At 71.3% G+C, this 20,628-nt stretch carries 19 protein-coding genes and 1 pseudogene; 11 read left to right on the top strand and 9 right to left on the bottom strand.

Features of this window, described 5'->3' with window-relative positions; translation table 11 throughout:
- The first annotated feature begins 112 nt into the window (after nt 1–112).
- On the top strand, nt 113–2,107 hold the full coding sequence (locus DEIGR_RS01600; protein ID WP_058974691.1) for a S9 family peptidase: 1,995 nt from the start codon (nt 113–115) through the stop codon (nt 2,105–2,107).
- Between the two features lie 64 nt (nt 2,108–2,171).
- Here DEIGR_RS01600 and DEIGR_RS01595 read toward each other — a convergent pair whose 3' ends face one another.
- The 3 genes from DEIGR_RS01595 to DEIGR_RS01585 all read right to left on the bottom strand — a co-directional run bounded on the left by DEIGR_RS01595 (nt 2,172) and on the right by DEIGR_RS01585 (nt 5,741).
- The gene (locus tag DEIGR_RS01595; RefSeq protein WP_058974690.1) at nt 2,172–4,412 is read right to left on the bottom strand and encodes a beta strand repeat-containing protein; all 2,241 of its coding nucleotides are present in this window, start codon (nt 4,410–4,412) and stop codon (nt 2,172–2,174) included.
- A gap of 184 nt (nt 4,413–4,596) precedes the next feature.
- The gene (locus tag DEIGR_RS01590; RefSeq protein WP_058974689.1) at nt 4,597–5,376 is read right to left on the bottom strand and encodes a hypothetical protein; all 780 of its coding nucleotides are present in this window, start codon (nt 5,374–5,376) and stop codon (nt 4,597–4,599) included.
- Nucleotides 5,377–5,537: 161 nt separating this feature from the next.
- Entirely contained in the window at nt 5,538–5,741 is a 204-nt protein-coding gene (locus DEIGR_RS01585) for a hypothetical protein (RefSeq protein WP_058974688.1), read from the bottom strand.
- A 162-nt stretch (nt 5,742–5,903) separates the two neighbouring features.
- On the opposite strand from DEIGR_RS01585, the gene DEIGR_RS01580 reads away from it, so the two are divergent.
- The gene (locus tag DEIGR_RS01580; RefSeq protein ID WP_058974686.1) at nt 5,904–6,851 is read left to right on the top strand and encodes an ABC transporter substrate-binding protein; all 948 of its coding nucleotides are present in this window, start codon (nt 5,904–5,906) and stop codon (nt 6,849–6,851) included.
- 55 nt (nt 6,852–6,906) lie between these two features.
- Here DEIGR_RS01580 and DEIGR_RS01575 read toward each other — a convergent pair whose 3' ends face one another.
- A complete protein-coding gene (locus DEIGR_RS01575; RefSeq protein WP_046843552.1) occupies nt 6,907–7,128 on the bottom strand; it encodes a hypothetical protein in 222 nt (73 codons plus the stop codon).
- Nucleotides 7,129–7,222: 94 nt separating this feature from the next.
- On the opposite strand from DEIGR_RS01575, the gene nth reads away from it, so the two are divergent.
- From nth to DEIGR_RS01555, 4 genes are all read left to right on the top strand, one after another.
- Complete coding sequence (gene nth / locus DEIGR_RS01570; protein WP_058974684.1) at nt 7,223–7,903, top strand: endonuclease III; 681 nt, start codon at nt 7,223–7,225, stop codon at nt 7,901–7,903.
- On the top strand, nt 7,900–9,153 hold the full coding sequence (locus DEIGR_RS01565) for an MFS transporter (protein ID WP_058974682.1): 1,254 nt from the start codon (nt 7,900–7,902) through the stop codon (nt 9,151–9,153). The genes nth and DEIGR_RS01565 overlap by 4 nt, the downstream gene beginning before the upstream one ends.
- Before the next feature lie 71 nt (nt 9,154–9,224).
- Entirely contained in the window at nt 9,225–9,947 is a 723-nt protein-coding gene (locus DEIGR_RS01560) for a zinc ribbon domain-containing protein (RefSeq protein WP_058974680.1), read from the top strand.
- Between the two features lie 75 nt (nt 9,948–10,022).
- Complete coding sequence (locus tag DEIGR_RS01555) at nt 10,023–10,268, top strand: hypothetical protein (RefSeq protein ID WP_058974678.1); 246 nt, start codon at nt 10,023–10,025, stop codon at nt 10,266–10,268.
- Here the strand turns inward: DEIGR_RS01555 and DEIGR_RS01550 are convergent.
- The 3 genes from DEIGR_RS01550 to hemC all read right to left on the bottom strand — a co-directional run bounded on the left by DEIGR_RS01550 (nt 10,265) and on the right by hemC (nt 12,572).
- Complete coding sequence (locus tag DEIGR_RS01550) at nt 10,265–11,251, bottom strand: asparaginase (protein WP_058974676.1); 987 nt, start codon at nt 11,249–11,251, stop codon at nt 10,265–10,267. The two genes, DEIGR_RS01555 and DEIGR_RS01550, sit on opposite strands and share 4 nt — an antisense overlap.
- Before the next feature lie 206 nt (nt 11,252–11,457).
- Nucleotides 11,458–11,640 (bottom strand): hypothetical protein, encoded by a 183-nt coding sequence (locus DEIGR_RS01545; RefSeq protein WP_058974674.1) that lies wholly within the window; start codon nt 11,638–11,640, stop codon nt 11,458–11,460.
- 2 nt (nt 11,641–11,642) lie between these two features.
- The gene (gene hemC / locus DEIGR_RS01540) at nt 11,643–12,572 is read right to left on the bottom strand and encodes a hydroxymethylbilane synthase (protein WP_058974672.1); all 930 of its coding nucleotides are present in this window, start codon (nt 12,570–12,572) and stop codon (nt 11,643–11,645) included.
- Between the two features lie 75 nt (nt 12,573–12,647).
- On the opposite strand from hemC, the gene DEIGR_RS01535 reads away from it, so the two are divergent.
- From DEIGR_RS01535 to DEIGR_RS01520, 5 genes and pseudogenes are all read left to right on the top strand, one after another.
- On the top strand, nt 12,648–13,967 hold the full coding sequence (locus DEIGR_RS01535; protein ID WP_058974671.1) for a GH1 family beta-glucosidase: 1,320 nt from the start codon (nt 12,648–12,650) through the stop codon (nt 13,965–13,967).
- 53 nt (nt 13,968–14,020) lie between these two features.
- Nucleotides 14,021–14,227, top strand: a pseudogene (locus DEIGR_RS21600) (hypothetical protein); the annotation flags it as partial.
- Between the two features lie 67 nt (nt 14,228–14,294).
- On the top strand, nt 14,295–15,125 hold the full coding sequence (locus DEIGR_RS01530; RefSeq protein WP_236704774.1) for an MFS transporter: 831 nt from the start codon (nt 14,295–14,297) through the stop codon (nt 15,123–15,125).
- 211 nt (nt 15,126–15,336) lie between these two features.
- A complete protein-coding gene (locus tag DEIGR_RS01525) occupies nt 15,337–17,139 on the top strand; it encodes an ABC transporter ATP-binding protein (protein ID WP_058974667.1) in 1,803 nt (600 codons plus the stop codon).
- 100 nt (nt 17,140–17,239) lie between these two features.
- The gene (locus tag DEIGR_RS01520; protein ID WP_058974666.1) at nt 17,240–19,051 is read left to right on the top strand and encodes an ATP-binding cassette domain-containing protein; all 1,812 of its coding nucleotides are present in this window, start codon (nt 17,240–17,242) and stop codon (nt 19,049–19,051) included.
- Between the two features lie 58 nt (nt 19,052–19,109).
- Here DEIGR_RS01520 and DEIGR_RS01515 read toward each other — a convergent pair whose 3' ends face one another.
- On the bottom strand, nt 19,110–20,204 hold the full coding sequence (locus DEIGR_RS01515) for a ComEC/Rec2 family competence protein (protein ID WP_236704626.1): 1,095 nt from the start codon (nt 20,202–20,204) through the stop codon (nt 19,110–19,112).
- Nucleotides 20,201–20,524: a DUF3006 domain-containing protein gene (locus DEIGR_RS21165; protein WP_058974664.1), complete on the bottom strand. Its 324-nt coding sequence runs from the start codon at nt 20,522–20,524 to the stop codon at nt 20,201–20,203. The genes DEIGR_RS01515 and DEIGR_RS21165 overlap by 4 nt, the downstream gene beginning before the upstream one ends.
- Nucleotides 20,525–20,628 lie beyond the last annotated feature (104 nt).

The following is a 20,628-nucleotide window of genomic DNA, read 5'->3' as shown; positions in this document are numbered from 1 at the left end:
TCTCTTTAGCCAGCGATCATGAACCCCCGGATGCGGCTCGCGTCCCGCCTGGACGATATTTTGGGAGCGCTTCCGTTTCGTCCCGGGGGGCGGCTGTGCTTGACTGTGGGGCATGACGCAACCCACCCCCGGGCCCGAGAGCCTGCTGGCCCTGGTGTTCCCCTCCGACCCGCAGGTCAGCCCGGACGGCACGCGCGCCGCGTTCGTCCTGACCCGCATCGAGGAGGACGACCCCCACAAGCCCGACGCGGCCCACGCGAAGCCCCGCTACAAGTCGCAGATCTGGCTCGCGGACGCGCAGGGCGCCCACGTCCTGACGCGCGGCGAGGGCCGCGACGGCAGCCCCCGCTGGTCACCAGACGGGCAGACCCTGGCCTTCACCCGCAAGGTCGGCGAGGGCGCGCAGCTGCACCTGCTGCCCCTCTCGGGCGGCGAGGCGCAGGTCGTGACCCGCTTCCGGAACGGCGTCTCGGACCTCCACTGGAGCCCGGATGGGCAGTACGTGGCGTTCATGACGACCGCCGACGACGAGGACAAGCGTGACGAGCGCGGCGAGGCCCGCGTCATCACCAGGCCCCGCTACCGCTTCAACGGCCGCGACTGGCTGCCCGAACGCGCCGCGCGCCTGTACCGCCTGCACGTCCCCAGCGGCGAGCTGCGCGAGTGGCACGCGCCGGAGGTCGAACTGGGCGGCGTGACCTGGCTGCCCGACAGCAGCGGCGTGCTGTTCATCGCCGCGACCGACGAACTGAGCGGCGCGCACTGGCAGCAGGAGGTCTGGCACCTGTCTCTGCACGGCACGCCCCGGCAGGTCACCCGCTGGGCGTCCGCCGTGAACGCCGTCGTCCCCCACCCGGACGGTCAGCGGTTCGTGCTGGTGGGCCGCCCCGCCGGGCAGGGCAACACCGAGCACACCCACCTGTACCTCCTGCCCCTGACCGGGGACGCCGACCCGGTGCGGCTGGACGCCGGGCACGACCACCCGGTCGGGAACGGCGTGGGCGGCGACTGCCACGTGGGCGCCATGCCCGACAAACCCGCCTGGCTGGACGACCGCACCCTGCTGTTCAGCAGCACCGTGCGCGGCAGCTGCGGCCTGTTCACCGCCACCCTGACCACCGACGGACAGTCCGGCACCGTGCAGGCCCACACGCACGACCCGCAGGGCGTCATCCCGGCCTTCACGGCGCGCGGCGGTGGCCTCGCCCTGATCCGCGAACGGGCCGACCGATTCCCCGAGGTGATCCTGAACGGCCAGCCGGTCACGGACCTGCACGCGAACCTCCCCTTCCCGGCCCGCACGCCCGTCCGCGTGGCCTTCCCCACCGAACTCGGCGAGGGCGAAGGCTGGATCATCCTCCCCGACGGCACCGACACTGTCCCCGCGATCCTCAGCATCCACGGCGGCCCGCACACCGACTACGGGCACGCCTTCACGCACGAATTCCAGCTGTACGCCGCGCGCGGACAGGCCGTGTGCTACAGCAACCCACGCGGCAGCCTCGGCTACGGACAGGCCTGGGTGGACGCCATCCACGGCCGCTGGGGCACCGTCGACGCCAGCGACCTCCTGACCTTCTTCGACGCCTGCCTGGACACCCACCCCCGCCTGGACCGCACGCGCACCGCCGTCATGGGCGGCAGCTACGGGGGCTTCATGACCAACTGGCTCACCGCGCACACCACCCGCTTCCACGCCGCCATCACCGACCGCAGCATCTGCAACCTCCTGTCGTTCGGCGGCACCAGCGACATCGGCCTGCGCTTCTGGGACGACGAACTCGGCCTGAACTTCCACCGCCGCGCCGACACCCTGAAACTCTGGGACATGAGCCCCCTCCAGTACGTCGAGAACGTCAGGACCCCCACCCTGATCGTCCACTCGGTCCTCGACCACCGCTGCCCCATCGAACAGGCCGAACAGTGGTACGCCGCCCTCACCCTCCACGGCGTGCCGGTGCGCTTCGTGCGCTTCCCCGGCGAGGACCACGAACTGAGCCGCTCCGGCCGCCCGGACCGCCGCCTCACCCGCCTGACCGAATACCTGAACTGGCTCGACCGGTACCTCGCGCCCAGCACCACACCTGCCGAAACCGTCACCGCCTGACCCAGGCAGCAGAGCGGGGCGGAGGTTCACGGTGAACGTCCGCCCCGCACGCTGCGCTGCGCGCTTACTGTTCGTTGAACACGTTGTTCGGGTTGTTCCCGGTGACGCTGCCACCCGTCTGCGTGAAGGTCGAGGTGCGGGAGTTGAATACCCCGCCGCCGTTCATCTTCGCGGTGTTCCCGGTGATGCTGCCCGAGGTGATGGTCAGCGTGCCGCCGTTGTTGATGCCGCCGCTGTTGTATTCCGTGGCGCGGTTGCCGCTGATGGTGGCTCCGGCCAGCATGAACTGCGCGGCGGGCTTGTCGCCGTAGGGGGGGCTGACCTGCACGCCCCCGGCCCAGCGGCCCTCGTTGTCGCTGATGGTGCCGCCCGTGACGGTCATGTTCGCCCCGGCGTACAGTTGCACGCCGCCCACACCTCCCTGATTCTGCCCGGTGCCGGTGGCGCGGTTGCCGTTGATGCTGCCGCCCACCATCTTGATAATGGCCTCGCCGACCATCCCGCCGCCCCACTGGGTCGCGGTGTTTCCGGTGACGGTCGCGTTCAGGGTGAGGGTAGCGTTGGCGGCGTTCGAGCTGAGGAACTGAATGCCGCCGCCGGTCGTGGCGGCATTGTTCCGGATGATGAGGCCGCTGCCGAACGTGGCGGTCATGGGGGTGGTGGCGTTCCAGACGCCCATGAAGACGCCGCCGCCCCCGCCAGTGGCTTTGTTGCCTTCGATGGTGGCGCCCGCGAGGTTGATGGTGCGTCCGGCGCTGATGCCGCCGCCGTCCTTCCCGGCGGTGTTGCCGCGCACGGTGCCGCCGGTGACGGTCAGGCCTGCCGCTTCGGTGCGGACGTTGATGCCGCCGCCCCAAGTGCCTGCCGTGTTGTTCTCGATCAGGCCGCCGCTGACGGTGACGTTCCCGCGTTCCTCGGTGCTGATCGCGCCGCCTTCGAAGTCGGCTTTGTTGCTGCTGATGGTGCCGCCCTGCACGTCGATGCTGCCCCGCCAGGTTCTCAGGCCCCCGCCGTTGGCTGTGGCGGTGTTCTGCGTGACGGTGCCGCCTTTCACGGTGAGTTTCGAGTTCTCGCTGACGGCCACGCCGCCGCCGGTCTTGCTGGTGTTGCCTTTGATGGTGCCGCCGAGCAGGGTGGCCTGGGTGACGTCGCCCGCCACCATGAGCCCGCCGCCGCCAGCGCTGGCGGTGTTTCCCTCGATGGTCGCGCCGGTGAATTGCAGGTCGTGCCGGACGGACAGGCCGCCGCCGTACATGGCCTTGTTCCCCCGGATGGTGCCGCCGGTGATGTTGGACATGGCGTGCAGCCACAGGCCGCCGCCGTCGTTGACCTGCGCGCCGGTCAGGGTGTTGTTCTCGACAACCGTGCTGCCACTCATCTCGAAGGTGGGCAGGATGAAACTGTCGCAGGCGCTGGTCTTGCAGGTAGCCAGGGCAACCACGCCGCCGCCCAGGTACGTGGCCGTGTTCCCGCCGATCGTCCCGCCGCTCAGGGTGGTCGTGCCGCGAGCGTGGATGCCGCCGCCGGTGCAACCGGTGTAGCCTCCGCCAGTCACCTCGACCAGCGGAGCGGTGCAGGCGTTGTTCGAGACGCTGCCCGCAGTCATGGTGAGGCGACTGCCGACCTCGCTGCGGATGCCGCCGCCTCCGTTGAAGGACTTGTTCGCGGTGACGTTTCCGCCGGAGATGGTCAGGACGCCCAGGTTCAGGATGCCGCCGCCACCCCCCTGCCGCAGAGCCCCGTCGGCCGGGTCGGCGAGGGTGGCCTCGTTCCCGGTGACGTTCGTGCTGCCTTTCAGGGTGAGGGTCGCACCTTCCATGTTGTAGATGCCGCCGCCCATGTTCGCCTTGCCGCCGGTGACGGTCACGCCGTCCAGCGTGAGGGTTCCGGCGTTGCTCAGGACGCCGCCGTACGTCACGGTGACGGCCTGACCGGTCAGGCTGGTGGGCAGCACCGCCCCGGTGCCACCCTTGAGCGTGCCGCCCTGCATGGTGACGGTGGCGCCCTTGGCGATGTCCAACGCGCGGCCTTTTCCGGCAGCGTCGATGGTGACGCCCGTGGCGATGATCGTCACGTCCCTGTCGATGCTCAGTGGGCTGGCGAGGGTCAGCGTTCCCGTACCGGTCAGGCGCAGCGTGTCGCCACTCTTCGCGGCGGCCAGCGTGTCCCGCAGGCTTCCGGCGCCGCTGTCCGCGAGGTTGGTGACGGGCGTGCCGATGGGTTCGGGCGTCCCGCCCCCACCACCACAGGCGGCGAGGGTGAGGGTCAGCAGGATCAGGGCGGGCGTGTGTTTCGGTGCGGTCATGGTCTTCCCTCCATGCCCCCAGGGCGGCCGGGCGGAGGGAATGGTGCCCGCCCGCGCGCTGAAGGTGACTGGAGTGTGGAAAACGGGCAGTGACCGCACCGTGACCGGCCGAATGCCGACCCAAAGAAAGAGGCCGGACGCTGTGGTCCGGCCCCCTTTCAGGTGTGGGTGTTCCTCGTCTGCGTTACTCGTCGTCGCGGCGGTTGTTCCAGCCACGGTCCGCGCGGGCGCGGGGGCGGAACTCGCCGCCCTGCTCGGGACGGTCTTCACGGGGGCGGAACGCGGGGCGGTCGCCGCCACGGTCTTCACGGGGACGGAAGCCGCCACGGTCACCGCCGCGGTCGCCACCCTGGAAGCCGCCGCGCTCGCCACGGTCGTCGCGGGGGCGGAAGCCGCCACGGTCGCCGCCCTGGAAGCCACCACGGTCTTCACGGGGACGGAAGCCGCCGCGGTCGCCGCCACCCTGGTACCCGCCGCGGTCCTCGCGGGGACGGAAACCGCCGCGGTCACCGCCACCCTGGTACCCGCCACGGTCCTCGCGGGGACGGAAGCCACCACGGTCGCCGCCGCGGTCTTCACGGGGGCGGAAGCCGCCACGGTCGCCGCCGCGGTCGCCACCCTGGAAGCCGCCGCGCTCGCCGCGGTCCTCGCGGGGGCGGAAGCCGCCCTGGCCCTGGCTTTCGCGCATTTCGCGCATCTCGCGGCGCAGGCCACGGATTTCCTTGCCCTGCGCTTCGAGCAGTTCCTTCAGTTCGGCCAGGACGGCCATCAGTTCGTCGGCGTCGATGAATTCCTCTTCGAATTCCTCGCCTTCGGCACCTTCGGCGCTGACGCTGGTGTCGGCGGCGGCTTCTTCGGCGTCGAGGACGGCGTCCTCGTCGGGTTCACCTTCCAGCTGGGGGATCAGGTCACGCAGTTCTTCTGGCGTCTGCTCACCGGGGCGCAGCTCGTTGTTGTCGGTCATGGGTTTTCTCCTTTGATTCCTGCCGCCGCCACCTGTGCGCGCGCGTTTGCGCGGCCGGGGCACGGGCTCCCGGAGGCCGGGGCGTGTGCGGGCGTGCCCCCGAGTGTACCACCCGTCAGGCTGGGGCGGGCGTTGCGGGGGCGTTCATGCGCGTGGGGCGCTCAGCGGCGGAAGTAGGCGCGCAGGGCGGCGCGGGCGACGGTCCAGACGATCACGGCGGCCACGGCGGCAAGCAGCAGGGCCAGCAGGGGGTTCCAGGCGGCGCCGAGCCACAGGGCCAGGAAGGTGAACACGGCGGACGCCGTGGCGATCAACGTGGCGAAGCGGCGGGCGTTGTCGTCCGGCGTCCAGGAGTTCAGGTCCATGCGCGCAGCGTGACACGCGCGGGCCTCGCCTCGTGTCCCACGCGCTTTTATCGGACTTGCGGATTCGGCTCATCGGGCGGGCTGATGAGACGGGGGCCGGGTCGGCAGGCGAGGGCAACGCGGGTCACGGCGCGGTCAGCTGGCCCGCCTATACTGCCTCTCATGAAGCGTGCCGCTTTCCTCCTGCTGGGCCTGCTGGCCACCTCCGCGTCCGCGCAGCGCACCGTGAACATCGGGCTGGGGTACAACCCGGACGTGCAGTTCACGCCGTTCTACGTGGCGGACAAACTCGGGTACTTCCGCGCCGAGGGTCTGAGCGTGAAGTACCAGCACGGGTACGTGTCGCAGCTGCTGCCGCTGCTGCTGCAGGGCAAGCTGGACTTCGTGGTGGGCGACCCGGAGGACGCGATCTTCGCGCGGAACCAGGGCGCGGACGTGCGCTACGTCATGACGATGTACCAGAAGAACCCGGTGACGGTCTTCAGCCTCTCGCCCCTGAACGGCCCCGAGAGCCTGAAAGGGAAATCGGTGGGCATCCCGGGGCCGTTCGGCAGTTCGTACCACGCGATTCAGGCGGTGCTGGACAGCGCGAACCTCACCGAGGGCCGCGACGTGCGCCTGAACTCCATCGGGTTCACGCAGGTGGACGCCGTGCGCGCCGGGCGGGTGGACGCCGCCGTGGGCTACGCGAACAACGACGTGCTGCAACTGGCCCGCACGAGTGGCAAGAAGGTGTACACGCTGGACGTCGAAGGCGCGTACCCGATGGTCGGAGTGGGCCTGATCGGCACCGGTAAGAGCCTGACGGGGGACCTGGCGAAGAAGGTCGTGCGGGCCAGCCAGCGCGGCGTGAAGTTCACGGTGGCCGACCCGGCCCGCGCGTTCAAGCTGGCGCAGCCCGTGTTCGGCGCGAGCGGCAGCCTGGACGTCCTGCGAGCCAGCGTGCCCCTGATGACCGGCCCGTACACGCAGGCGAACGGCCTGGGCGCCATGAACCCCAGCGCGTGGACGAAAGCGGTCGCCGCGCTCGTCAAACAGGGCAAACTCCCGGCTGGCTCGAAAGCGACCGACTACTATTCGAACGCCTACATCAGTAAGACGCTGAAATAAGGGCGCGGGGAGCGGGAGGCGGGGCGCGGTGGTGTGGCCCCGCCTCCTCTGCTGGTTACAGGACGCCGCCGCCGAGGAACAGGCGCAGCGCGGCCAGTCCGAGGACGACGACGTTCAGGGTGGTCGCACCCCGGTCCCTGGCGAGCACGGCGAGGATCAGGCCCAGCACGGCGGGCGGCAGCACCAGCAGCCAGTTCAGCCAGCCCAGCAGGGGCAGCAGGCCCAGCAGCAGGCCGATGGCGGCGAGGATGCCCAGCAGGATCGCGGCGAGTCTCATGCTTCCAGGTACGCGGATCGGCCGGCGTGGGTTGCGGCCCCTGTCTGTCCCAGGCGCGCGGACGTGCGTGACGGGCGGGGTGTAGCGTGGCGGGGTGACTGGGCAGACAGGCGGGAAGAAGAAGAGTGCGGCGAGGCTGCCGCCGGGCGCGCGGGTGCGGGCCCCACAGGTCCTGACGGCGCTGGAGGGCCTGTACCCGGACGCGCGGACGGAACTGGAGTTCCGCACGCCGTTCGAACTGCTCGTGGCGACGGTCCTGAGCGCGCAGGCGACGGACGTGAGCGTGAACGCCGCGACGCCCGCGCTGTTCGGCGCGTACCCGGACGCGCACGCCATGAGTCAGGCTGAGGCCGAGGACATCGAGCCGTTCATCCGCCGGATCGGGCTGTACCGCGCCAAGGCCCGCAACCTCGCGGCGCTGGCCCGGCTGCTGGTCGAACGGCACGGGGGCGAGGTCCCGAACGAGTTCGACGCGGTGGTGGCGCTGCCCGGCGCGGGCCGCAAGACCGCGAACGTGGTCCTGTCGAACGCCTTCGGGTACCCGGCGATCGCGGTGGACACGCACGTCGGGCGGCTGGCGCGCCGCCTGGGCCTGAGCACCCAGACGAACCCTGACAGGGTCGAGGCGGACCTCCAGCGCCTGTTCCCGCGGGAACGGTGGGTGTTCCTGCACCACGCGCTGATCCTGCACGGCCGCCGGGTCTGCGCGGCCCGGAAGCCCGAGTGCGGCGCGTGCGTCATGGCGAGCTTCTGCCCGAAAGTGGGCGTGGCGTGACCGGTAACCCGGGGCCGCAGCGGGGGCAGACGTGGCGCTTCTCGCGGCAGGTGTGGCTGTTCCTGGCGTCGGTGTTCGCGTTCGGGCTGTCGCAGGCGTTCACGGCGCTGTTCCTGAACTTCTACCTGCGGGCGCTGGGCCTGGGCGCCGAGTGGCAGGGCGTCATGAACGCGCTGCCCGCCATCACCCTGGCGTGCCTGAGCCTCCCGGCGGTGGCGGTCGCGCGGCGCATCAGCAACGCGCACGCGCTGAAAGTCGGCGCGGCCCTGAACCTGCTGGGCCTGGGCCTGCTGGTCCTCGCGAACGGACCGGTGCTGGTCATCGTGGGCGCGGTCGTGCAGGGCGCGGGCGGCGCGCTGAGCATGGTCGCCGCGTCGCCGTTCATGGCGAACAACAGCGACGAACGCAGCCGCGTCACGCTGTTCAGCGTGCAGAACGCATTGATGACCGGCGCGGGCTTCCTGGGGAACCTGCTGGGCGGGCAGATTCCCACCCTGTACGCCCAGAGCACCGGCACCGCGCCGGACGCGCTGGGCGCGCTCCGGGCGGCGCTGCTGGTCGCCGCCGGACTGCAACTCCTGGGCGTGCTGCCCGTCCTGGGCCTGAAACCCACCGGGAAGACCAAACCCACCGGGCGCAGCTTCCACGTCCGGGACCGCGCCACCATGGCCCGGCTGGTCCTGCCGAACATCCTCGTGGGCCTGGGGGCGGGCGCGACCATCCCGTTCCTGAACGTGTTCATCGAGGGGAAATTCAACGTGTCCTACGCGGGCCTGGGCACCCTGTTCGCCTGGACCAGCCTGACGACCGCCGCCACGGCCCTGCTGCAACCCCTGCTGGTCCGCCGCATGGGGCAGCTGCAGGCAGTGCTGCTCGTGCAGGCGTGCAGCCTGCCGTTTCTGGCGGTGCTGGGCTTCGCGCCGCAGCTGTGGATGGTCACGGCGGCGCTGTTCACGCGCGGCGCGCTGATGAACGCCGCCGGGCCCGTGTACAGCGCCTACGCCATGACCGCCCTGCCCGAGGAGGACCGGCCCATGTACTCCGCCGTGAACCTCATCGCGTGGGACCTGGGCTGGGCGATCAGCAGCGTCCTGTCGGGCGTGGTGCGCGGCGCGCTGCCCTTCACCACCGCCTTCAACGCGCTGTTCGCGTGGACGCTGCTGATGTACGGCGCGAGCGTCCTGGCCATCTACCTGGGCCTGTACCGCCGCGCCGCACGCACCCAGACGCACGCCCCGGTCACGCCATGACCCGCGCGCCAGACCGGCAGATGAATACTCAGTTGACCTCCGAACTCATGAACGGGGGTAGACTGCCAGTGATGAGCGACACCTCCCCCCTTCGCCGCCTGCACCGCGTTCAGGAACTCGACCTGAACCTCGACCGCCTGCGCGACGAGGAAGGCAACATTTCCCCTGAACTGCGTGACGCCCGCGCCGAGCAGGAACGCCTGAACAACGCCCTCGAGGACACCGAGATCACCCTGGAAGGCGTCGAGAAGAACATCCGCCGCACCGAACTCGACCTGTCCAGCATCCGCGAGCAGGTCGGCCGCGCGCGCGAGGAGCAGGAGAAGAACGCCTTCGACGCCCGCGCGCAGTCGCAGTACGGCAGCCGCATCCAGATGCTCAGCGAACGCGCCGACGAACTCGAGGAGGACCTCGCCCCGCTGCGCGAGCAGCAGCAGGCCCTGACCGCCCGCGCGGCGGACCTGCGCGGCCAGCACCGCGCCCTGCGGCCCTCCCTGGGCACGCTGGAAGAGCAGGACGAGACCCGCGTGCAGGGCCTGCGCGACCAGGGCGAAGCGGACCGTCAGGAACGTGCCCAGCTCGCCGGTGACCTCGACGCGCGCACCATCCGCGAGTACGACATGATCCGCCGCGCCAAGAAGGGCCTGGGCGTCGTGGAGATCAAGGCCGGACGCTGCAGCGGCTGCAACGTGAACCTCCCCGTGAACGTCCAGCAGAAGGCCGCGCAGGGCAAACTGCCCCCCGTGAAGTGCCCCAGCTGCGGCCGTTTCCTGATCCGCCTCGACCTCGCGTAAACCGGAATTGTCGGAACCCCACCCCGCCCTGTGGCGACGGGTGGGGTTTTGTCATGAGTGATCTATGCTTCAGGCATGTCCATTGAACAGTTCCAGGGAATGAAGGCCCAGGGGGCCGATCCGCTGGAAGTAGCGCGGGCAGCTCAGGCTCAGGGGGCAGGGCCGATCGAGATCATCCGCCTTCTCCGGTCCCTGTTTGAGCTGCCCTTCGTGGAAGCAAAAGATCTGGCGACCAGGGCGGTGTATGGCCTGACGCTGGATCAGTACCAACAGGAGTTCATCGTGCCGTTCCTGGAGGAACTGGAGCGGGAAGGACTCTAGAACTCGTCCCGGTCGAACACGGTCTGGATCTGCTCGCGCGTGAGGCCCTGGCCGAGCAGGATCAGCAGCAGCAGCCGGGCCTTGTGGGCGTTCAGGAAACTGGCGGGAATCGCGCCCGCCTCGACCAGGGTGGCGCCGCCGCCCGCGTAGCCGTACACGGGCAGGACGGGCCCCGCGTGGGTGCGGGTGGCGATCACGACGGGTTTCTCCGTGCCCTGGATGAGGGGGAGGAGTTCGGCGGGGAGGTTCCCGGTGCCGAGCGCGGCGATGACCAGTCCGTCGGCCCGATTAGCGGCCTCGGCGTAGCCCTCGCCGGTCCACCCGGCGTAGGCGTAGAGGATCTCCACGCGGGCGTGCAGGTGCGCGGGGTGGTACGTGGCGCGCGGTTCGGGCATGGCGAAGTAGTGCAGGCGCGGCGTGTGGCCTTCGCGGTCGATGCGGCCGATGGGGCCGGGGTACCCGCCGAAGGCGTCCACGGCGGTCGTGTGGATCTTCGTGACGGTGCGCGCGTCGAAGATGTCCCCGCCGATCACGACCAGCGGCCCCCGCCCGGGGCTGTGGGGGTGCAGGGCGACGTGCGCGGCGTCCAGCAGGTTGGCGGGGCCGTCCCAGCTGATCTCCTCGGCGTGACGCATGCTGCCGGTCAGGACGACCGGGACCTTCACGTCCAGCATCAGGTGCAGCGCGAACGCGGTTTCTTCCAGGGTGTCGGTGCCGTGCGTGACGACCACGCCGTCGTGCGTGGGGGCCAGTTCGCGGATCAGGGCCGCCAGCTGTCCCATGTGCGCCGGGGTCATGTGCGGGCTGGGCAGGCTGAACGGCTGCGCTTCGGTGACCTGCACCTGTTCCAGGCCGGGCAGCGCGGGGGGCGTCTGGGGGGTCAGACCGCGCCCGTCGGGGCTGGGGCGGCTGGCGATCGTGCCGCCCGTGTGGATCAGTGCCAGTCGGGGCGCGCGGGCGGGCGGGGTGGCGTCGCTGGGCATCACTGGCATGGTAGTCGCGGCGGTGGGGGGGCCGCACCTGCGGGTCCAGGGTCGAAGGGCCTGAGGGCGAGGGTGGCCCGCTGGGCCGGACGGCCTCCACAGAGCGCCCCCGGAGGTCTTCAGCTCTTCGACCCTCAGACTGTTAGACCCCGCGAAACGACAGCGCCCGCCAGCACCGGGGGTCTGGCGGGTCGCGGGTGGGGCGTTCAGCGGCGGCGTAGACGCTGCCAGACGAACGTCACGGCGAACACGGCGGCGGTCAGGGGCAGTTCAGCCAGCAGCGCCGCCTGGATGGGCGTGCCCGCCTGGGTGCGCTGCCACAGGCCAATGCCCAGCCACAGCAGCGCGGCGGCCAAGGCGATCAGCAGTGTGCGCGCCAGGGGGTTCACGGTCAGGCTCGCGCCGCGTCGATCAGGGCCTGCGCGCCGCGGTCGAGCATGTCGGCGGCGAGTTCCGCGCCCAGGTCGGCGCATTCGCTGGGGTCGCCCTGCGTTGTGGCGCGGATGACGTGCCCGCCGTCCAGCGCGCCCACCCAGCCTTCCAGGGTCAGCAGGCCGCCCTTGACGGTGGCGTGCGCGCCGACCGGAGCCATGCAGCCCGCACCCAGGCCCGCGAGGAATTCGCGTTCGGCGGTGATGCGATCGTCGGTGGTGTGGTCGTGGATGGCGTACGCGACCTCGATGGTCAGGTCGTCGTCCGCGCGGGTTTCCAGCGCCAGGGCGCCCTGGCCGGGGGCAGGGAGCAGGATGTCGGGTTCGACGAACTCGTCGATGCGGTGGCGCATCTCGGTGCGGATCAGTCCGGCGGCGGCCAGGATGATCGCGTCGTACTCGTTCCCGGCCAGCGCGGCGAGGCGCGTGTCGATGTTGCCGCGCAGGTCGATGACCTGCAGGTCCGGGCGGTAGGCGCGCAGGAACGCCTTGCGGCGCACGCTGCTCGTGCCCACGCGGGCGCCCTGCGGGAGGTCCGCGAGGCGTTTCATGCCTTCCTTGCCGATCAGCACGTCCCGCGCGTCCACGCGGCGCGGAATGGAGCTGACCTCCAGGCCCTCGGGCTGCTCGGTGGGCAGGTCCTTGAGGGAATGCACCGCGATGTCGATCCGCTTGGCGAGCAGGGCGTCCTCGATCTCCTTGACCCAGAAGCCCTTGTCGCCCTTCTGCGCCATGGCCTCCAGGCTGCCGCGGTTGCGGTCGCCCTTCGTGCTGATGGTCTGAATGCGGAAGTCCGTGTCCGGCCATTCCTCTTTCAGGCGAGCCACCACCCACTGGGTCTGTGCAAGCGCAAGAGTGCTGCCGCGCGTTCCTACCGTCACCATCCGCATAACCCGCGCATTATACGCGCCGCACCCGGGGCGCGCACGCGCGCGCTCGGAACGCGGGGCAGAATGTGAAGGATCATGACAGGCTTTCCGGACGGGTTCGTGTGGGGTGTGGCGACATCGGCCTACCAGATCGAGGGCGCCACGCAGGCAGGCGGGCGCGGCGTGAGCGTGTGGGACACGTTCAGCCATGCGCCGGGACGGGTGCGGGGCGGCGCGACCGGCGACGTGACCTGCGACCACTACCACCGCTGGTCGGCGGACGTGGCGCTGCTGCGCGAACTGGGGGTGGGCGCGTACCACTTCAGCGTGGCGTGGCCGCGCGTGCAGCCCGGCGGGCGCGGCCGGGCGAACGCGGCGGGACTGGCGTTCTACGACCGGCTGGTGGACGAACTGCTGGGCGCGGGCGTGCAACCGTGGGTGACGCTGCACCACTGGGACCTGCCGCAGGAGCTGGAGGACGCAGGCGGGTGGCTCAGCCGCGACACGGCGTACCGCTTCGAGGAGTACGCGTTCCTGGTCGGGGAGCGGCTCGCGGACCGCGCGGCGGCGTTTATGACCCTGAATGCGCCGTCCGTGGTGATGCTGCGCGGCTACGCGCACGGCACGCACGCGCCGGGGCGGACGCTGGGCCTGGGGGCGTTCCCGGCCGCGCACCACCAGCTGCTGGGGCACGGGCTGGCGGCGCGGGCGCTGCGGGAGGCGGGCGCTCGGCAGGTGGGCATCGCGAACACGTACGCCCCGGCGTGGCCTGCCACGGACCGTGACGCGGACGTGCAGGCGGCGGCCCTGATGGACGCGCTGCACAATCACCTGTTCACCGATCCCCTGCTGCGCGCCGAGTACCCCGCGCCGGTGCTGGACCTGCTGCGCGAGCACGCCCCGCAGCTGCTGGAGGTCGTGCGCCCCGGCGACCTGGACGTGATCGCCGCGCCGCTGGATGTCCTGGGCGTGAACGACGCCCCGCCGGACCGGGTGCGGGCCGATCCGCGCCGTCCCTTCGGCGTGGCGCCGGAACCCGTGCCGACGGGGGTGGCCGGACCTGAGGCCCTCACGCAGACGCTGCTGGACCTGAAAGGCCGCTACGGGGACGCCTGCCCGCCGCTGGTCGTCACGGGCCGCGGGTGCGCCCTGCCGGACACGCCGGACGCGGACGGGCGGGTGCGGGACGCGGCGCGCATCCGCTCCCTGGAGGCGCACATCAAGGCCACCCGACTGGCAGTCCAGAAAGGTGCTCCAGTGAGCGGCTATCTTGCCTGGACTCTCATGGACAGTTTCGAGTGGGCGGACGGCTTCGACCAGCGTTTCGGGCTGGTGCACGTGGATTTCGGGACGCAGGTGCGGACCCGCAAGGACAGCTTTTCCTGGTATCAGGCGTGGCTGCGGGAGCAGGCGTGAGTGCCGCCGCCCCCGCACCCCTGGCGCCCAGCACGCCCGTGTCGTGGCGGTTCATGCTGCCGTACACGCTGGCGACCCTGGCGATGTGGATGGCCTTCAACGCGCCCGGGCAGGTGCTGATCGGGCAGCAGCTCATCACGCTGGACGAGGCGCACAAGGAGGCGAACCTCGCCCTGATCCTCAGCGTGGGAGCGCTGGTCAGCCTGCTCGCCAACCCCATCTTCGGCGCCCTGAGTGACCGCGCCCGCAGACCCCTGGGCCGTCGCCGCCCGTACCTGATCGGCGGGGCCGTCGCCGCGACCGCCGGACTGCCGCTGCTTGCTGGGCGTGGGCGGCAGCGTGCCCGTGCTGGTCGCCGGGTGGGGCCTGACGCAGCTGGCCCTGAACGCCTATCAGGCCGCGCTGACCGCCGTCATCCCCGACCGCGTGCCACCCAGCCAGCGCGCCACCGTCAGCGGCCTCGCGGGCCTGTCCCAGGTGCTCGGCACGATCCTCGGCGTGGGCCTCACCGGCCTGCTGCCCATCATGCTCGCCAGGTACGCGCTGCTGGGCGCCCTGCTGCTCCTCGCCATGCTGGGCTTCGTCCTGACCAGCCGCGACCCGCAGGCCCCCACCACCCCACCCGCGCCGCTGTCCCTGGCGGGGTTCCTCAGCCCGCTGCGGCACCGGGACTTCGCGCTGGCGTGGCTCACGCGCGGCCTCGTGACGCTGGGGTACGCGCTGGGCACCACGTACCTGCTGTACTTCCTGCGCGACCGGGTCGGCCTGAAGGACCCCGCGGCCGGGGTGTTCCAGGCGAACCTCGCCGCCGGGGGCGCGCTGCTGCTGACCGTCCTGCTGGGCGGCGTCCTGAGTGACCGCCTAGGGCGGCGCAAGGTGTTCGTGATCGGCTCCACCGTCGTCATCGCCGCCGGACTCCTGACCCTGGCGCTGCTGCCCACCTGGCCCGGCACGCTCGCCGCCGCCGCCCTGATGGGTGCGGGCTTCGGCGTGTCCCTCGCCGTGGACGTCGCCCTCATCACCGAGGTCCTGCCCAGCGCGCACGACAGCGCCCGCGACCTCGGCGTGATCAACGTCGCCCTCACCCTCCCGCAGACCTTCGCACCCGCCCTGTGCGCCCTGTTCGTCACCAGCCTCGAAGGGGGAAGTGGGGAGTAGGGAGTGGGAAGTGGGGTGACCTGCATCGGGCGGACACGCGCCCGGCAGGCCAGTGACCCCTGGCACCTCGCGCCCCGGACGTGACCGCACCCGGCAACCGACCCACTGGCCACTCCCTCCGCAACCCACACCCCACTTCCCACAACCCACTCCCCTCTCCATGCGCCACTCGGCGGATGCGCTTCCAGCGCCGGGTCGCTAGCCTGGGAGGATGTCGTCTTCTGCCGTTCCGTCTCCTGCCGTGCCACCTGACGCTCCGCCGCGGAGCGCGCTGGGGGTGCTGGGCACGTACCTGGGGCCGCTGCGGTGGCAGGTGGCGGCGCTGGCCGCGCTGCTGCTGACCGGCACGGGCCTGAACCTGCTGCTGCCGCAGCTATTGCAGCAGTTCGTGGATAACGCGAAGCGGGGCGCGGGCGCGGATGTGGCGGGGCTGGTGCGGCTGGCGGGCCTGTACATCCTGCTGGCGGTGGGCGTGCAGCTCATGACGGCCGGGGCGACGTACGTGGGCGCGCGGGTCGGCTGGACCGCCACGAACCGCCTGCGCGCCGACCTGATGGCGCACCTGCTGTCGCTGGACATGCGCGAGCACAAGGAGCGCACGCCGGGCGAGATGATCGAGCGGATCGACGGGGACGTGACGGCCCTGAGCAACTTCTTCTCGCAGTTCGCGGTGCGGGTGTTCGGCGCGGCGCTGCTGCTGACCGGCGCGCTGGTCATGTTCTTCCGCGAGGACTGGCGGATCGGGCTGGGCGTGACCGTGTTCACCGCCGTCACGCTGACCGCCATGAACCGCGTGCGGAAGCTGGGCGTGGAACCCACCCGCCTGGAGCGTGAGGCGAGCGCGCGGCTGTTCGGCTTCGTCGAGGAGCGCCTCGCGGGCCTGGAGGACGTTCGCAGCCTGGGCGCGGGTGGGCATCACCTGCGGCGCTTCCTGGACGTGCAGCGCAATTTCTTCACGCGGTCCATCAATTCGTGGCGGCGGCGCAGCGTCGTGTGGCAGCTGAGCATGGCGCTGTTCGCGGTCGGGTACGTGGGCGTGCTGGGCGCGGCGGTGGGCCTGTATGCCAGCGGCGCGATCACGCTGGGCACGGCATTCCTGCTGTACCAGTACATGACGCTGGTGGAGGAACCCATCGACCAGCTCACGCAGCAGCTTCAGGACCTGCAGAAGGCCGGGGCGAGCCTGGGGCGCGTGTCGGAACTGCTCGCGCTGCGCAGCGCCGTCCGCGGGGGCGAGACACCCCTCCCGGCGGGACCGCTGCCGCTCGCGTTCCGGGACGTGACGTTCAGCTACGCCCCCGAGGACCCACAGGCGCGCGGCGTGCTGCGCCGCGTGAGCTTCGAGCTGCCCGCCGGGCAGACCGTGGGCCTGCTGGGCCGCACGGGCAGCGGCAAGACCACCCTCACCCGCCTGATCTCGCGGCTGTACGACGCGACGCAGGGCGTGATCCTGCTGGGCGGCGTGAACGTGCAGGCCACGCCCCTGCACGAGCTGCGCTCCCGCGTGGCGGTCGTCACGCAGGACGTGCAGCTGTTCCAGGCGAGCGTGCGGGACAACCTCAGCTTCTTCGACCCGCAAGTCACCGACGCGCAGGTGGAGGCCGCGCTGCACGAGGTCGGCCTGAGCGCCTGGCTGGCCCGCCTGCCCGACGGCGTGCGCACGCCGCTGCCCACCGGGAGCCTGTCCGCCGGGGAGGCGCAACTCCTGGCGTTCGCGCGCGTCATGCTGCGCGACCCCAGCCTGATCATCCTGGATGAACCCAGCAGCCGCCTCGACCCCGCCACCGAGGCCCTGCTGACCGCCGCCATGACCCGCCTGCTGTCGGGCCGCACCGCGATCATCATCGCGCACCGCCTCGACACCGTCGCCCGCGCCGACCGAATCCTCGTGCTCGGCGACGGCGAGGTGCTCGAAGACGGCCGCCGCGACGACCTCGCCCGCGACCCCCGCAGTCACTACGCGGCCCTGCTGCGCGCCGGACAGCTGAACGAACACGACGGAGTGCTGGCATGAGGGGGTTGTGGGGTGTGGGCTGTCGGTTGTGGGCCCACACCCAGCGTCACCTGCCGTTCCCACACCCCACGTCCCACATCCCACACCCTGGAGTCCGATCATGACCACCTCTCCCCTCCCCCAGCCGCCCGTGCCCGTGAAGGAGCGGACGTTCGCGCTGTCGAAGGAACTGTTCCGGTACAAGCCGGGATTGTTCGCGTTCAACCTGTTCATGTGGAGCATGGTGCACGCCAGCCCGGCGCTGCTGACCCTGGCGGTCAGTGGCGTGTTCCGCGCTCTGGAGCAGGCGGACGGCCTGAAGACCGGCGGGCAGCCCATCAATCCGGCGATCGCCGCGGCGTGGGTGTCGGTCGCGTGGTTCGCGTTCGTGCGCCTGAGCCGCTTCGGGATCTTCTACGGCGCGTTCCGCGCGTGGATCGAGCTGTGGTACACCCTGGACGCCCTGGTGCGCCGCAACCTCCTGAGCTACCTGCTCACCGCCCGCCGCTCCCGCCGCCTGCCCGACACCCCCGCCGAGGCGGTCAGCCGCTTCCGGGACGACGTGGACGACGTCGCCGGGTACACGGAAGTATGGGTGGACGGCGCGGGCTTCGTGCTGTACTCCGTCGTGGCGATCACGCTGATGGCCCGCGTGGACCCGCTGATCACGGCGCTGGTGTGCACGCCGCTGCTGCTGATGGTGGTGTTCGTGCAGCGCCTGTCGCCCACCATCCGCGCGTACCGCCGCCGCATGCGCGAGGCGACCGCCCGCGTCACGGACTTCATCGGCGAGACCTTCGGGGCGGTCAGCGCCGTGAAGCTCGCCGCGCGTGAGGACGGCATGGTCGCGCACCTGCGCGCCTTAGGCGAGACGCGCCGCCACGCCGCCCTGCGGGACGTGCTGCTGACCGAACTGATCCGCGGCGTGAACACGAACATGGTGAACCTCGCCGTGGGCCTCGTGCTGCTGCTCGGCGCGAACAAGGTACGCGGCGGCACGCTGGACGTCGCCGACTTCGTGCTGTTCATCGGCCTGCTGCCCCGCCTGACCGGCAGTATGGGCTTCTTCGGGGACGCCATCGCCCGCCACCGCCGCACCGGCGTCAGCTACGACCGCATGACCCGCCTGCTGCAGGACGCGCCGGACACCACCATCGTCGAGCACCACGACGTGTACCTGAACCGCGAGGCGCCCGCCGCGCCCCCCGCCCCCACCGCCATCCCCCTGCGCGAGCTGCGCGTGGACGGCCTGACCGCCCTGCACCCCAGCGGCCTGGGCGTGCACGAGGCGAGCTTCAGCGTGGCACGCGGCGAGTTCGTGGTGGTCACCGGGCGCATCGGCAGCGGCAAGAGCACCCTGCTGCGCGCCGTGCTGGGCCTCATCCCCACCCAGTCCGGCACCGTCGCCTGGAACGGCGAGACCCAGGACGACCCCGCCTCGTTCCTCGTCCCGCCCCGCAGCGCGTACACGGCGCAACTCCCGAACCTCTTCAGCGACACCCTGCGCGAGAACATCACCAGCGGCGCCGACGAAGCCTACCTGAACCGCGCCGTGCAGCTCGCCGTGCTCGAACCCGACCTGCACGCCCTCAGCGGCGGCCTCGACACCCCCGTCGGCGCGCGCGGCGTGAAACTCAGCGGCGGGCAGATCCAGCGCGCCGCCGTCGCCCGCATGCTCGCCCGCCCCGCCGACCTCCTCGTGTTCGACGACGTCAGCAGTGCGCTGGACGCCCGCACCGAGGCGCAACTCTGGCAGGGCCTCGCCCAGACCGACGCCACCTGCCTCGTCGTCAGCCACCGCCGCGCCGCCCTCCTGCGCGCCGACCGCATCCTCCTGATGCAGGGCGGCCGCATCACCGACGAAGGCACCCTGCCCGACCTGCTCGAACGCAGTGGCGAGATGCGCGCCCTCTGGGCCGAACAGGACGGGTAAGGGCGGCACAGGAACAGGGGGCGTCGGGTCAGCCGACGCCCCCTGTTCCTGTACCCGCTCAGCGGTCGGTGGTGATGGTGTACGTGCCGTCCCCGCTGCCCTGCACGGTCACGGTGCCCTGGCGGTCGGTGCGGTACACACGCGCTCCGGCCTGCTTGTAGAGGTCCAGGGCCTTTTTCGTGGGGTGCCCGTAGGAGTTGGGCGTGCCGACGCTGATGACGACGTTCTCGGGGCGGACGTACGCGAGCCACGCGGCGCTGTCGCCGTTCGCGGCGCCGTGGTGGATGCTCTTGTACACCTGGAAGGGGCCCCTGAGGTCGTCGCGTTCCTGCGCGAGCCAGCCTTCGGTTTCCGGGGTTTCGCTGTCGCCGGTCATCAGGGCGCGGAAGGTGCCGAACTGCAGGGCGACGCCGACGCTGTTCTCGTTCTGCCCGTCGCCCATGCCGGGGGGTGGGGCGATCACGCGGAGTTTGACGCTGCCGAGGTTCACGGTCTGGTTGCTGGCTTTCGTGAAGGTGCTCCCGGCGTCCTGGAGGTTCTTCACGAGGCGCTCCCAGGTCTGGGTGGTGCCGCCCAGGCCGTTGTTGATGAACACGCGCGGCTTGAGGGTGGCGGCGGGGACGAGGCCCGCGATGTGGTCCGCGTCGGCGTGCGTGGCGATCATCAGGTCGAGCTTGTCGAGGTTCAGGTCGCGGATGTAGTCGCGCATGCGGTCGCTGCTGCGGCCCCCGTCGATCAGGGCGGTCTTGCCCTCGGGGCTCTGGATGAGGATGGCGTCCCCCTGCCCGATGTCGAGGAAACGGATGGTGACCTGCCCGGCGGGTCCGGTGGGTCTGGTGTCGCCGCCGTCCTGGCCGCCCTGTTTCATCCAGCCGCACGCGGCGAGACTGGCGGTGCCGATCAGCACGAGGACGCCCAGCAGATCCGAGGGACTGGGGCCCTTGCGGGCGGCGGGTTTCCCCTTGGCGCGGCTGCGGGGTGGGGGTTTCGCCCCGGCGTTCGCGGTGGCTTTGGGGGGGGCTTTCGGGGTGGCGGTCGCGGCGGGGTCGGTCCGCGTGTCGGCCTTCTTCGCGCCCGGCTTCTTCGGGCTGGGCTTTCCGGGGGCGGTCTTCTTCGCCCGGTCGGACGCGGCGGGTTTCTTCGGGCCGGTCACAGGTCGATCTCTCCCTGTTCGTTGGTGGGCGGGGCCTGGCGGGCGTTCAGGGCGTCCAGTTTCGCCTGCACCTGCGTGCGCCGCGCCCGGGTCTCGTCGGGCAGCGCCTGGAAGCGCACGCCGTCCGGGCCGTCCTGCACGGCGAGCAGGTCACCCTCGCGCACGCCGTCCGGCAGGTGGCGGGCGGGGACGTCCACGGTGCTGCCGTCCGGGCGTTCCAGCCGCGCCACGGGGCCGTGGGGGGTGTCCTCCAGCGCGTCCACCGTCCAGCGGTCCGGGGTGGGGGTCGGCGCGGGAGTCTGCGGCGCGGCGGGAGTCACTGGCGCAACGGGAGTCACTGGCGCGCTGGCCGTCTCTGGCGCGGCGGGGGCGTCCGGCCCGCCGGAGCGTTCTGTTCCGGAACGATGATCTTCTGCGCTCATGT

Source organism: Deinococcus grandis, assembly GCF_001485435.1.
Lineage (GTDB): Bacteria > Deinococcota > Deinococci > Deinococcales > Deinococcaceae > Deinococcus > Deinococcus grandis.
The sequence above is the reverse complement of the archived record's forward strand: the minus strand, read 5'-3'. Positions and strand labels throughout refer to the sequence as shown.